The following is a 14,409-nucleotide window of genomic DNA, read 5'->3' as shown; positions in this document are numbered from 1 at the left end:
ATCCTACTCCGTCATCACTATGAGTGATCTACCTGTTTCCATCTGCATCCCTGTCAAAAACGAGGAGGTGAATTTGCCTGGCTGCTTGGCGGCCTTGGGCGCTTTTGATGAGGTGGTGGTGGTGGATTCTGGGAGTACGGATGGTACTGTGGACTTGGCCCATGGAGCTGGGGCGACGGTGCTGCAGTTTGAGTGGAACGGGCAGTTTCCCAAAAAGCGAAATTGGACTCTCCGAAATCACCGATTTAAACATCCTTGGGTGCTTTTTTTGGATGCGGATGAGCGCGTGAATGAATCTTTTGTGGCGGAGCTGAGGCGCACTTTAACCACGACTTCGCATGTAGGCTTTTGGCTGTCTTTTACCAATTGGTTTATGGGGGCTCCTTTGAGACATGGGGATGTGTTTCATAAACTGGCCTTGATCAAAACGGGGGCAGGTGAGTATGAGCGTTTTCCGGAGGATGCCTGGAGCCGTCTGGATATGGAGGTGCATGAGCATCCTGTGCTGAGTGGGACCACTGGTGTTTTAAAGACTCGTTTAGTTCACCATGATTACCGGGGCTTAAAAAATTACTTGGCCCGGCACAATGAATACTCGTCCTGGGAGGCAAACCGATTTTTATGGCTTCAGTCGGCGGGGCCTGAGGCTTGGGCGACATTGACGGATCGGCAAAGATTCAAGTATCGGTGGATGGACCGCTGGTGGTTGGCTTGGCTCTATTGGGCCGTGGCAGTGATTTTGAAAAGGGGGTTTTTAGATGGTCTGAACGGGCTTCGTTTTGGCATGCTGAAACGGCGATACTTTGGCGAAATTCGGTTGAAGATTCAGGAAGCCCAGAGAACGGGGAAACCAGCGTAATGAAGGTGTTGCTCATTGTCCCTTGCTACCGTGAGAGTTCGCGGATCGGTCTATTCCTGCCAGAGCTCTGTGCGGAGATGGATCGTCTAGGAGATGTACGGGTCATGGTGGTGGAGGACGGATCTGGGGCTGATGAGCAGTTGAAAATGAAGGCCCTCTTGGACGCGTGGCAGGTGCAGTATCACTGCCTAAAGTCACCGCTGATGCTGGATGAAAATGTGGGGAAAGGTGGGGCTGTTTATGAAGGCTGGGCGCAGGCTGTGGATGAAGAGTGGTTGGCATTTGTGGATGCCGATGGCGCATGCCCTGCCCGGGAGGTGGCGAGATTGATCGGTATCGTGCGATCGCAAGACAGCCGCTCGCGTGCGGTGTTCGCTTCACGCGTCAAGATGTTGGGGAAAAACGTGCAGCGTCTTTTGAAGCGGCATTTGTTAGGCCGAGTCTATGCCACACTGGTTTCTGAGATGCTGAACGTGCCCGTGTATGATTCCCAGTGTGGGTTGAAATTGGTGCCTCGGCTGGCGTATGAGCAGGTGGCACGCTCCTTAGCTATCCGTGGATTTGCCTTTGATGTGGAGCTGATGGTGGCTTTGCTGAAAATCGGATGCCCGATCGAGGAAGTGCCGATTGACTGGTGCGAGGTGGCAGGAGGAAAAGTGAGCATGATTCGGGATTCCTGGCGGATGGCTAAGGATGTGTGGAAAATCCGTTCAGAAAGGGGCATTGTTGTAGGCTGACATCATGCGCGTTTTGCTTCTCAATCAGTGTTTTTATCCGGACCATGTGGCGACGGCGCAGTATCTGACTGAGCTGGCTCTGGGTTTGAAAGAAGCGGGACACGAGGTAACGGTGGTGGCTTCCTCTCGTGGATATGACAATCCGCAAAATCGCTATCCAAGCCATGAAGTCTGGCGCGGGATTGATATTCAACGGATCTGGACGCCGGGTCTGGGGAAGGGGGCGAAATGGAGACGGCTTGTGGACTTTGCGAGCTTTTGGTTAAGTGCGACATTGATTTTGCTGCGGCTCAAAAAATTTGATGTCACAGTGTGTTTGACCTCACCTCCTCTGATCTCGACTTTGGGGACGGCCATGACGAAGATCAAAGGTGGAGCGGTGGTGCCCTGGATCATGGATTTGAATCCGGATGAAGCCGTGGCTGCCGGGTGGCTGAAGGCTGGCGGATTAGTGGAAAGAGTACTGAGCCTGCTCCAGCGGTGGAGTTTCCGCCAGGCCTCTCGCATTATCGCGCTAGATCGGTTCATGGCCGCGAGGTTGGAGGCTAAAGGGGTACCTGCGGAGGTGATCCATACGGATCCTCCCTGGTCCCATGATGCCGCAGTGCGCTACGATGAGGATGGCCGACAGGCCTTTCGAGCAGAGCATGGGCTGACTGAAAAATTCGTGGTGATGTATTCGGGGAACCACAGTCCCTGCCATCCCCTGGATGCGTTGCTGGAGTCTGCGCATGAGTTGGTGGGACAGTCGCACATTCATTTTCTCTTCGTCGGCGGTGGCAGTGAACTTGAAAAGGTGAAGCGTTTTCGTGATCGGCATGGGCTGCCTAACATCACGACTTTACCGTATCAGCCGATGGCCAAACTGGCAGGCTCTTTGTCCTCGGCGGATCTTCATACGGTGGTGCTGGGAGATCCGTTTGTGGGGATTGTTCACCCCTGTAAAATTTACAATATTTTGGCCCTCGGTATTCCTTTTCTAACCTTGGGGCCTAAGGAGAGTCACTTGCGAGATCTCGCAACCCAATTACCGCCTGGAGACCATTGGGCGGTGGAAAATGGGCACCCGGCAGAAGTGCGAAAGATGATTTTGTTAGCTGCCGAACGACGCTTTACGGAGCCGAATCCTGCGGCTCAAAGCTTAGCCAAGGAATTTGCCATGGAAGTCTTGCGCTCTCGATTGATTCAAGTCATTGAAGAGGCTGGAAAAGAATCGTGAATTGAATGGATAGGATCACTGCCATGCTGGCTCTCGCGAAAAACTCTGCTGAGTTTGTAGGGCCTTTGAGGCCTCAGCTCTTTGGCTGGGAAGAGATCGTGATCTTTTTCATAGGGGCCATGATGATCAGTTGGGTTGGAACCTGGAGGGTGATCAAACGTCAAGGGACGCTGGGGCTAGACGCACCTGATGGAAGACGTAAACTGCATGAGAAGCCGGTGTCTCGCCTTGGGGGGGCACCGATTTACTTCGCGCTGATGCTGGGCATCGGGGTGGCCTTCTGGTTCCGTCGAGGAGCCTTCGATGGGTGGTTGCCTTTGATCCTCTGCAATTCGCTCATGTTTTCGGTGGGATTGGTGGATGATCTGAAGCCTTTGGGGGCGCGGGTCAAGCTGGTGGGACAGATCGGTGCGGCGTTAATCCTTTACTCCTTCGGTCTATCCATTGACGTACTGAGCAATCCCTTTGGTCCAGGGGGGCTTGAGCTCGGGTGGTGGAGCTTGCCACTGACATTGCTCTGGTTGGTCGCTATTCCCAATGTGATCAATTTGATTGATGGGATGGACGGTCTGGCGGGTGGGTTTGGGCTTTTCCTTTCACTCACGCTGGCCTTTGTGGGGTTCATTTCTGGGTTCTCGGACGTGATGATTGCTTCCATTGTGATGGCGGGAGCGCTGTCTGGATTTTTGTTTTTTAATTTTCCGCCAGCGAAGATTTTTCTAGGGGATGGCGGCGCGTATTTGATCGGCTTTTTCGTCGCGTCAGTCTCGCTGAAATGTTCCAATAAGGGCTCGATCATCGCGGCTCTTTTGGTGATCGTGATCGCCCTGGGTGTGCCGATTTTAGACACGGCCTTTGCCATTCTCCGGCGCTCGATCCGTGGGGTGCCAATCTTTCGGGCGGATGCTGAGCACATTCATCATCGGTTAATCCTTCTGGGTTACAGCAAGGGGCGCGCGCTGGTGGCGATGTATTCGGTCTGTGTGGTTCTCAGTCTGGTGGGCATCAGCATTTTGCTAACAAAGGGAGTTGCCTTACCCGTGGCGGGGGCCGTGCTATTTCTTTTGGCCATCGGTGCTGCTCGCTACCTGGGCTATGTGCGCAGTTGGTCAAATTTGCGCCAGCAGATAGACATCGCGATGGAACGTAGGCACCGGCTGGAACATGCTCGCGCCCACGCAAGAGTGCTGGACTTTGACATTGAGCTCTGTGGGAGTTTGAAGGAATTCGAAACTCTTTTCCGTCATCGGTTGAAGTGGATGGGATTTTTACCGGAAACTGAACCGGGGGGAATACCGGTGGTGGTGCAGCTAAGTGGCGGACGTGTCTTTACCTTGCGTCGGCCGGAGGATCAGCATGAGGCCGATGAATGGCTGCGCCGTGCAGAAGAGCTGGTGACGGTACTCGAACGGTGCCTGGAAAGATGGCAAGGTCTGCCCCTGCTGAGTGACGGGGAAGATGCGCGCTAGTCCCCCGGACTCCGTGTTTATTTACTGAATTTCAAACCGATGTCATCCAACCCGCTAAGCGCTGATAAATCCGAAACGGAAGTGCCTTTGCAAAAGGTCAAAGTATTCAAGCGGAGGCGAGTGTCTGTGGAGAAGAGTGAGGCTGAAGAGACAGCGCCTGGCTGGCGGGGCGTGCTACTGGCCCTGGTCGTGATCGCTTCGTTTTTGTTGGGATCTGGATCCGGGGTTTGGTCCCTTGGGGCGGTGTGTTGCTTGATGGGCGGGGCGGTGGTCTTCGCTCCTCCAGCTTTTCGGTTGCCAGGTATTGCGGCGGTGAGTCTGTTAATCTTCGGCTTGGTTCCTTTGGTGGGGCTGCTGCCTGGGAGTTGGTTTGGCATTCAGGCCCCGTGGCGTGATAGCTTGCTGGAATCCTGGGGCATTGCAGTGCCACAGACACTCTCACCAGATCCGCGAGCCAGTTTTGAATCCTGGTTGGTGGTCATGGCTGGGATGGCGTGGCTGTGGACGTGCTTAGGGCAAAAGATCTCTGATGAGGGCCGCCGCTGGTGTTTATACACTCTGGCTGCGGGGGGGGCGCTGGTAGCGGGGGCCTCGTGGATCCACAGTGCAGGCTATCCTTTTTCCTGGTGGCCGCAAGATCCGCTGGGCAGCAGTTTTGGCCCGTTTGCAAATCGAAACCACACGTCGAGTTTGAATGCAATCACGTGCATCCTATGCGCGGCTGCGACTTATGATACCTACCGGAGAAAGTCTTATTTGGGGTGGATCTTTGCAGGGCTGTTCTTTTTGCCGTTGATCACCATTTTCATGAACACCTCAAGGGGTGGTCTGTTGATCTTTTTCGTCGGCATGGCGGTGTGGATCACCACGGCTGCGATGAAGCAGGGATTGTTCCGAAAGATGGTAGTGGCAGTGGCTATCCTGCTGGCTGTTTTCTCCGTGGCCCTGGTTTCCAGTGGCAAGTTGGGGGAGCGTTTGCGGGGATTGCTCGTGGAGGAAAAGGCCTCTGTCTTCACCTCTTCCTTACGGGTGGATTTGGCCAAGGCCACCTTGGCCAATGTGGTGGATCGGCCATGGATCGGGCATGGGTTTGATACATTCAGTACCATTTTTCCGGTCTTGTCGGATTTGGATGTTTCTGGGGTGCGTTTTTTGCACCCTGAGAGTGATGTTCTTTTGCTCGCCTTTGAGGGAGGTCTGCTAGCACTGATGCCTTGTGGTTTATTGCTGCTCTGGGTCATCAAATCCACAGGGCCTTGGAAGAAGGGGGCGGTGGATCATCGCTCGCATGAGAGATCTGCCCGACGCTGGCGGCAGACCGCAGCTATCGGTGCGGGAATGGCATTGGTACACTCCTTGTTTGATGTGCCTAACCACGGAATTGCCTACGCCATGCACACTTCACTTTTGCTAGGGCTAGCCATCCGGCCTAGACGGCTGAAGGTGGCTACAGGTCGGGTGGAGCAAACCTGCTTTCGCCTCGCAGGCGTGGCGATTGTGGCCTTAGGGGGCGTATGGCTGGCCATCGCTTCATCGGCTTGGTTGCCGAATCTTCCTGCGATCGTTCCGGTGCTGAAGGGGGAGGTGTTTGAATTAACGAAGCAGGGCCGTTTTCGCGATGCTTTGGTGCTGGCTGATCGGGCGATTTGGCTGACGCCTTTAGATTACCGACTTTATTATTTGAGGGCGCAGTTGCTCTTGCAACTCCGGCAGCGCCCTGAGCGTGCTTTGTTAGACTTCGGACGTTCGCGGACACTGGAGCCGCACTATGCAAATACTTGCTTTGAAGAAGGGGTGTATTGGCTGAAATTTGCACCTGAGATGGCCATGATTCCTTGGCGGGAATGCTTGCGTCGGCACCCCCGGGAGTCGGGTGAACTCAGTTCCGCTTATGGTGAAATGCTAGGCTACACGGGGCTCTTTCCAGAGCTGAGACCACCCCTCTGGGCCATGGCGGAAAGCCCTAAAATGCAGATCATTTTTCTGAACGCTACGCAACGCGGAGCGGAGTGGGAGGAGTATCTGAGTAAGTTTTTAGCAAACCATCCCAAGCTGGATTCTGTCGATCCTGAGCAGCTCCAGATTTTCTTTAAACTATGGCATGACAAAGGCAATCAAGAGAGATTGGTCGAGTGGTTGCAGGCTCATCCCAAGATGCTGGTTTATGGGTGGCGGCATGTGTCTCAAAAGTATGCGCGAGACGGGAAATATGAGGAGGCCGTGCTGCTGGTGAGCAAGTTTTTGAAGCGCCCGGAACGGCCAGCAACCTTTGGTGTGGCGGATGTGGCGCGGTTAGAAAAAGCCTTTGTTTTTAATCCCTCCGATCCACGGCCTGGTATCGAACTTTTTTATGCCAAGCGTGCGATGGGAGACCTGACCGCGGCCCGGCTAACGGCGGAAAAAGTGGTGGCGCTAAAAGAGGTGCCCCCGTACATGAAGCTGGAACTAGCTTACATCTACATGGATCTTCATGATGCGCGTCAGGCCTGGGCGCTGCTGGAACAGGTTATGCTGGCAAGCCCTGAAATTTAAAGTTCGCGCGAGATTGCGTGGCGTTAAGCGATTTTCCAGATCCGCGCTGGAGCGCAGGCCCAAGTGGCCAGGTTCTCATGTTCGCCGCGATATTCGCCCCCTGCCGCCCACGGGGAAAAGGCCGGCAGAATCCAATGCTGCATCTCTGCGCAGACGCGCTGTTGGACTAGAGCCGGGAGTTTTAACTTCATCCCAGCGCCGTCACGGAGGGAGATGGCTGGGTGCTCATGGCCTGTGATGAAGATCACCTGTGAGTGGTGGCCAAAGAGGTCCTCTGCCAGTGATGGCGGCGCTATGCCCTGGTGACCATGATGGAAAACGAAGTCCTCTTCCCGATGTGTTTTTTGCAGATGCCACCCTTTTTTGAGCCCCGAGCGATCATGGTTGCCTTCGATCAAAATGAGCTCAGGAACATAGGTTCGTAGGTTATCCAAAAAAGCGCCTGTCTGCGCCACAGAGCCGCTTCCATCCATGATATCTCCCACGATGATGAGTTTGTGTGGGCGATGATCATGGAGCAGGGCCAGCAGGGTGGCGCGGCACTGGCCCATGCCCCAGTGGGGAAGGAGGGCCCCTTGGCGGCTACGGTGGACTTCATATCCATAATGAAGGTCGGCCACCGCCATCCATCCTTGCGTTTGATGCACCAGCGCGCGTCGTGAATCCAGCAGGATACTCGGTGCGATCTCAGCGGTAATGGCAGATGAAAGGGAAGCGGGCACCTTCACTGATACGTGTGAAGGGGAGCCCTGAAACATAGAATCCAGCCCTTATCAAAACAGCCCGACCTGGATAAAGCAGATCGGGCTGTTGGTGGGAGGCAAAAAAGTGCGCTTATTCCAGTTCTTCGAGGTAGTCGAGTAGTTCGGCCTGCTGGGGGGCCGTCAGCTCACGGAAACGAGCATGGTTGGTCGTGCCCGGTGCATGGGTGGTATTAAAAATCACATCCAGTGTGGCCGCTTGGCCCCGATGCAGATAGGGTGGGGTGCTCCACACGGCGCGTAAAGTGGGGGTGTCTAGACCTGTGAGCGTGCCAAAGATCCGTTGGCCGCTGGAGGCATTTTGGGTGCCCACATTGTGCAGCGGAAAAGTGGTGGCATTGCTATCGGTCATCGGGGTCCCCGTGTGGCAAGTCGCGCAGCCTTTATTGGTGAAATGGGTGGCACCTGCGACTGCGCCAGCGGTGAAGCTGCCATCTTGATTTCGGTAAGGGCTGACGTGGAAGCTATTCAGCGAGGTGACGTAAGCGGCTAAGGCATCGAGATCCGCACTGAGACCCGCATTGGAGGTGCCCAGAGGTGTATTCACAGTGCCATTGATAAGGCCAGAGCCTCCACTGAGATCGCGGATTTGATTTTCAAAGTCCTGCACTTCATTGAAGTTTGCACTCCAGTGCAGAGCCCCATGGCCCATGCCGGCATGACCACGCAGATCAATGGTATTGCGCAGTCCTTCGCCAAACTGGGTGAGATCCCACACACGTCCATCTTGGTCTCCTCCAAGGTGGCAGGAAGCGCACGAAATGTAGCCCTCTGAGGCCAGTCGCACGTCTTCGGAGTTATAGAATAGTTTTTTCCCTTGGAGGACCGTGGCGGTCAGGGGTTCAGTCGTCGTCAGATCCACTGAACCTAGAAGTGTGGCGGCCGAGCCCGTGCCCGCCGTCAGTGCGGTGATGTCAAAGACACGTACTTTGCGTTCGAGGAAATTGTGCACGTAGAGCTTGCTGCCATCTGGGCTGGTGCATAGACCACTAGGGCCAAAGCCGAGGACCTGAGTGCCTGTGGCCGTGGAGATAGCGGGCAAGGTATTGCGGGTATTGGTGTCAATCACCACCACTTGCTCATTGCCGATCGCAGCCGCGAATAGCAGGTCGCCTCGTGGAGAAAAGCAGCTTGATACGGTGATGCCAGTGTTATCAATGTCAATGCGGTTGGCGGTCAATTCGGCATTGCTAGTTAGGCTGAGTTGGGAAATGAGAGAGCGTACCGTATTCTCATGGTTCAGCGGGTTGCCATCCCGGGCTGTAGAGGTGCCTCGGGAGATATTGTCCTTTTTCGCGTTGATCCAGGCCTTGAGTCCATCGGGAGAGATCACCACTTGGGAAAGGTAGTTCGCCACACCTCGGGCTGCATTCGGGGCATCCACTGTGGTGGTATCGCGATTGATAGCAAAGGTGCGCACCGGGGTGGCATTACCGGTTAGGACAATCGAAGCTGGGGTATATTCCCAGACTTCACCGCGATTGTCAGGAGAGCGGAAGCGGCTGACAAGAACACGTGTGGAATCCGCAGTGACTGCCAATCCGCGCGGGGCAGATCCAGTATCTACAACACCGGTTTGAGCACGAGTGGCAGGGTCGTATTTCAAGACACCTTCCAGTCCCTCGCAGGCGATAAAAGCAGCACTGCCATCTGGACTAAAGGCGACTCCTACAGGGAGTGAGCCGCGTCCTGTATTGAGGGTGGTGAGCACCGCCCCAGTATCGGCATTGATGATGCTGACGCTGCCAGCACGTTTGTTTGCTACCCAGACTTCCGCATTGCCTGGGCGGATGGCGAGTGCCACGGGTTCGCTATTGGCTCCCAGGTTGATGCGGTTGTTTACAGAACGGGTGACAGCATCGAAACGAACCACAATGCCCTGAGGCGGAGTGCTGACATTATTGTCATGATCGTTGCCATCTGGGGCGACGACCCATACCTTGTTGCGGCTGCTATCATAGGCCATTTCGGCTGAGATGGAAGGCGGCGTCGCCGTAGGGGCATTGTAAATGATTTGAGTCATCGTCGTGCTGACATCGGCACTGCCATCGCTGACAAAAACGGTGACCACATAGCGACCAGGAGCGCTGTAGGTGTGGCCTACCGCAGGGTTATTCGTCCAGGAGGTGCTGGTGCCATCACCGAAGTCATATCGGTAGAAAAGCTCCGTGCCCACATTGGGATCACTGGCCGTTGCGGTGAAGGTGACCGCAGTGCTGGTAGTTGTCGCGCTGGCTGTGGAGGCTAGCGTGGTGATGGTCGGTGTGGCATTGGGGCTTCCTTCGCCTAACGAACCGATGTCGGTATTGCTGAGCAGTTTGTTATACAGGCGAAGGTCATCTATTTGACCATGAAAATTACCACTGGTGACCAGCCTACCGATGTAGAGGGCGAGGTTGTTGGCAAAATCCGTGCGAATGCTGCTGTCAGTGCTCACGAGGCGGCGGTTGCAGTAAATACTCGCCGTGCCAGCGGTGCGATTTACGACAACAGCGAGGTGGTTCCATTGATTGAAGGCAAACACCCCTGTGTTGCTAGAGGCAGAATCGCCCACCGTGCCATTGCCGGTTTCAAAAAGCAGTCGTCCATCCGCCGTGCCCCAGGTATTGATGAAAAAACGGAAGCCATTGCCCATGCTACCGCCTGAAGCATTCGCCAGCACCGTGCGTGAACCCAAGGCGGAGGAAGTGACCTTGGCCCAGAGGGAGACGCTGAATTGATTCCCTAAATCAAGGGCCGTTGTCGTCGCATGATCATCGAGACCATTGGCAATCCCATCGAGATTGAGAGACTCGGTGCCTTGGGCGTGGTCGGCGGAATAACCCGCGCCATTGAGGAGTGTAGCCGTACGATTGAATCCTGATTCATCCCCGCCACTGCTGTCAAAGCGCCAATGGGCCAAAAGTTTACTGATGGCCAGCACTCGGATCTCCGTTTCAGTCAACCAACGTGGATGGATGCGGAGGTCATCGAGCTGTCCATTCAGCAAGCTCGCATTGTCGGCGGTACGGCCGATCTGGAGGGGGCCAGCAGTGGTAAAGTCTGTGCGGGCCGTGCCAGCAGGTGTGCGGTCTGTGCCATTGACATAGATGCGCGAGAGGCCACGCACGCGATCTATCATCAGGGTGACATGAGTCCAGGTGTTGTAAGTCAATGCATTGTTAGCCGTCTGCACTTGGGTGCCGTTGGTGCCATTGCCCGTCTCCAAAATCAGGCGACCAGGAGTGGTGTGTGTGGAACCTGTGGCATACAGCCTCCAGCCTGCGCTGTTCAGGCCCGCGTTGGAATTGGCGGCCAGTGTTTCCAGGGTGCTCGTGCCGGAAGTAACGCGCACCCAGGTGGCGAGCGCGAAGCTATTTCCCAAATCGCTGCTGGGTGCAGTCGCGTAACCCGTGCTGCCATCCAGAGCGATTGAGGCCGAGCCCTCGGCGGAGTCGGCTGTATTGTAAGTCGCACCAGTGCTGCTGAGATTAAGTGCGCTACCATTCGGCGCTGAAGTGGCCGTGGAGCTGTTCATCCGCCAATGAGCCACAGGGTTTTCACAGAGGCTGCGCAGTTGGTCAAAATCGGCAGCGTTAAGCACTCGATTATATAGGCGGAAGTCATCTAGGTGCCCTCCCAGGTAATAAGGACCAGGGCCCATTCGTCCCAGTGCTAAAACGGCACTGGTGGTGAAATCCGTGGTGATGCTGCTGTCCGTCGTACGGTCCGTGCCATTCACATAAATGCGGGCCGTGCCCGTGGTACGATTGACCGTGAGGCCGATGTGTACCCACTGGTCAAAAGGCATGGTGCCGACGGCTGTGGTAGCGGCATTGCCTGCGGTACCATTGCCCGTTTCTAGCTGGATGCGCCCGGCGGTAGTGGCATGGGCAGATCCGTAAACGAAGAGTTTGAAGCCTGCGGTGGAAAACCCACCAGCACAGTTGCCCAATATGGTTTGCAGTCCAGTATTGCCGGAATTGATCCGTGCCCAGGTGCTGAATGAAAAGGTATTCCCCACATCTAAACTCGCGGTGGAAATGACATCATCCGTGCCATCGAGTGCCACCGCACTGCGACCGACCAAGCCGGCGCTCCAGGGGCTTGGGGGGAAGTTGGTGAGTGTCCCGTCATTGCTGCCTGCCGCGTCCTCAGCCGTGGTGCCAGAGGTTTCATTCAGCGGGTAATGCAACACTAGTCCTGCACCCGTAGTATCCACACTGGTGCCGGTGGAAAAGCGAAACACACGTTCCGTTGTGATGGCGTTTCCCTGCGTGTCTTTGATGCCGCCAGCCGTCACCACGATTTCATAAGTGGTATTGGCCGAGAGAGCCGTGGTGGGGCTGAAATTGACAATGCCGCCCATGTTGGAATACGTTCCGGAAATGGCGCTGCCGCCAAAAGGCCGAACGATGAGGCTGCTGGTGCCGATGGATGGCGTGTCCAAAAGGTCTGTGAATGATACGCCGATCATGCTGCTGGTGGCCACCCTCGTTTCACCATCCAGTGGACGCACGGCATTGATGTCAGGTGCACGGGTATCTGGAGCGGTATCGTGAGGGAGGATCCAGCCAGCGGAGTTATTGACTGAAGTGCCTGTGTTGGAGCCATTCACGCAGCCGATAAAGACAAGATTGCCGATGGGGATGGCCACTTCGGGTTTAGGCGTGGGGCTGCCGGATTCGATCCGTCCTGGCAGCGGCACATTGGCCACAATTTGAGCAGGAACAGTATCCACACGGATCTTCTGATAGCGCCCGTTCCCGACGTTACCCAAGTGGACAAATTCATCCTGCATCACAGGGTAACGGGGCGTGCCACCGAGGGTGGTGACTTGATCCACCAGTTGGATGTTTTCGGGATTTTGGATGTCGTAGATGTAAAGGCCGCCTGCCTGGCCACCGCCATACAGACGATGGCCGCTGAGGTAGGAGGTGTAAGTGTTGGCCCCGGTATCTCCACGATAGACACTGATGAGAAGGGGATTGGTCGGATCACTCAAATCAAACGTGGCAATGCCATTGGTTAGGCTGGCTGAGACGACCAGGACGTTTCCCAGCACATACACGGAGGCGCAGCGAAATCCGGTGATGGTGGGAATATCCACGGAACGAACCAGCGTGGGTGCTGCTGGATTACTGACATTGAAGATGTCAATCCAGCCGCTGGCAGTGCCATAACCTTCCCCGCCTGTGTAAAGGTATTTGCCAGCCCAACAGGTAGAATGACTGGAGGATTTACCGCCTGATCCCTGAACCGTAAGCGAGGGGGCTGCGGCATTGCTGATGTTATAGATGGCAAATTTACCCGCACGCACCTGAGTGAGGTCCCCTGAAAACCCCATGTTGTGACTCTTGAAAATGTTGTCATTCAGGTGGGTTCCTACCACGCTGGGATTCACCACTGTGGGGGTTGCGGACTGAGACAATCGCCAAGTTGTGAGGCGTGCATAACCTGTCGGATCACTGGCTCCATTGCGTCCTCCTGCGATGACTAGATGGCCTTGGTGCATGATCGCATAAGTCGGGGCGATGCCGATCTCCAGCGAAGTAAACGTTCGCAAGGGCACATAGAGCTGGCCCGTGGTGTAGGTGGACTGGGGGACAGGCACCTGAGCCTGTAAGGTGGCAGTAAGTGCCAGGGCAAGAACTCCGCGAGTAACGAGGGAGCGAATCATGGTTGGGTGTCGGGTTGGTTGACACCCATGGATCTATCAGAAATGGCCTAACTAACGCTTGGACTTCGTGACGGATTTTTTGGACAATCTGACGGGGTGGCACTTTGTTCTTTTTGCCGATACGCCAGTGGCGTGCAGTGATAACGCCGCACAAAACAGCGGTTGAGGTAACTTTGATCGCAGAAGCCTGATGCTGCAGCGACATCTGCCACCGGATCATCGGTCTCGCGGAGGAGTTGGGCCGCGCGAGCAAGCCGGAGGTCGCGCACATAGTCCACCAATGTGTGGCCAGTGGTATGCTTGAAAAAGGTGCGGAAGACGGTGCCGCCCATGCCTGCAGCGGCGGCGACTTCAGCCAAGCTAAGGGGGTGGGTGAATCGCTCCGCGAGGAATTTAAAAACGCGACGTAGTTGCTCCCGGCGAGTGTCTTCGCGTGCGAGTGCTCGCGGGTCAACTTGCCGAACGCCGAAGGCTTCGCGGAGGTGGTGCAGCACCGTTAGCAGGTGTAGCTTGCATGCGGGATAATGCTCGCGGGCGGTGCCCGGGGCCGTCGCCGCTTCATGCAGGGCCAGGAGAGATTCATGCACGCGCTGAGCCAGCGGGTGGCTGCTTTTAAGCATGGGAGGCACCCCAGAAGGACGCGCCCGTAGCGGATCTAAAAACGCGGCATCACCCGAAAGGTGACCATTGCAGGTGATGAAATCCGCAGGAAATAAAATGACCAACGAGCGATGCGGCCCACTGAGTCTGGACACACCATGAAGGCGCAGAGTATCCACAATCAAAAGATCACCGGGAGCAAAGTCCACATCCCAACTGCCCATGCTAAAACGGCCTGCTCCATCTACGGGAAGGATCATTTCGTGGTAGTCGTGCCAGTGCATCCAGTTTTCTCCCACCATGCCCTGATAGGTGGGAAAGGAGTAGAGTTTAGTCAGTAGAGGCAGATCGGGGTCAAAGTTACGTCGCAGGTAGCGGCGATCATCAATGAGGGGGTGAATCTCAAAGGGCTGCGGTGCAGCCGCTGCTAACTGCGTGAGAGCTGTGGGGACGATGGAGGGCGGAAGCTTCGGTTGGAGGGCCACGGGTGGGAGGCTAACGAAAAATCCATCAGCAGGTCCAGTGCAAATCACGGAGAGCACTGCTTCTATCATGTCTGATCGAGGAAGGCAT

At 55.6% G+C, this 14,409-nt stretch carries 8 protein-coding genes; 5 read left to right on the top strand and 3 right to left on the bottom strand.

Features of this window, described 5'->3' with window-relative positions; genetic code table 11:
- Positions 1-19: 19 nt before the first annotated feature.
- From HNQ64_RS18750 to HNQ64_RS18730, 5 genes are read left to right on the top strand one after another with little or no spacing between them, the layout of a single operon-like run.
- Positions 20-859 (top strand): glycosyltransferase family 2 protein, encoded by an 840-nt coding sequence (locus HNQ64_RS18750; RefSeq protein WP_184211534.1) that lies wholly within the window; start codon positions 20-22, stop codon positions 857-859.
- On the top strand, positions 859-1,596 hold the full coding sequence (locus HNQ64_RS18745) for a glycosyltransferase (RefSeq protein ID WP_221305497.1): 738 nt from the start codon (positions 859-861) through the stop codon (positions 1,594-1,596). The genes HNQ64_RS18750 and HNQ64_RS18745 overlap by 1 nt, the downstream gene beginning before the upstream one ends.
- Before the next feature lie 4 nt (positions 1,597-1,600).
- A complete protein-coding gene (locus HNQ64_RS18740) occupies positions 1,601-2,815 on the top strand; it encodes a glycosyltransferase family 4 protein (RefSeq protein ID WP_184211530.1) in 1,215 nt (404 codons plus the stop codon).
- A 5-nt stretch (positions 2,816-2,820) separates the two neighbouring features.
- Complete coding sequence (locus tag HNQ64_RS18735) at positions 2,821-4,284, top strand: MraY family glycosyltransferase (RefSeq protein ID WP_184211528.1); 1,464 nt, start codon at positions 2,821-2,823, stop codon at positions 4,282-4,284.
- A gap of 39 nt (positions 4,285-4,323) precedes the next feature.
- A complete protein-coding gene (locus HNQ64_RS18730; protein ID WP_184211527.1) occupies positions 4,324-6,816 on the top strand; it encodes an O-antigen ligase family protein in 2,493 nt (830 codons plus the stop codon).
- A gap of 23 nt (positions 6,817-6,839) precedes the next feature.
- On the opposite strand, the gene HNQ64_RS18725 is transcribed toward HNQ64_RS18730, so the two are convergent.
- From HNQ64_RS18725 to HNQ64_RS24365, 3 genes are all read right to left on the bottom strand, one after another.
- The gene (locus HNQ64_RS18725) at positions 6,840-7,538 is read right to left on the bottom strand and encodes a metallophosphoesterase (protein ID WP_184211525.1); all 699 of its coding nucleotides are present in this window, start codon (positions 7,536-7,538) and stop codon (positions 6,840-6,842) included.
- A 112-nt stretch (positions 7,539-7,650) separates the two neighbouring features.
- Positions 7,651-13,236 (bottom strand): LamG-like jellyroll fold domain-containing protein, encoded by a 5,586-nt coding sequence (locus HNQ64_RS18720; protein WP_184211523.1) that lies wholly within the window; start codon positions 13,234-13,236, stop codon positions 7,651-7,653.
- 47 nt (positions 13,237-13,283) lie between these two features.
- Positions 13,284-14,321 (bottom strand): helix-turn-helix domain-containing protein, encoded by a 1,038-nt coding sequence (locus HNQ64_RS24365; RefSeq protein WP_184211522.1) that lies wholly within the window; start codon positions 14,319-14,321, stop codon positions 13,284-13,286.
- Positions 14,322-14,409 lie beyond the last annotated feature (88 nt).

The organism is Prosthecobacter dejongeii (assembly GCF_014203045.1).
Classification (GTDB): Bacteria; Verrucomicrobiota; Verrucomicrobiia; order Verrucomicrobiales; family Verrucomicrobiaceae; genus Prosthecobacter; species Prosthecobacter dejongeii.
This window is presented reverse-complemented; position numbering and strand designations above follow the sequence as displayed.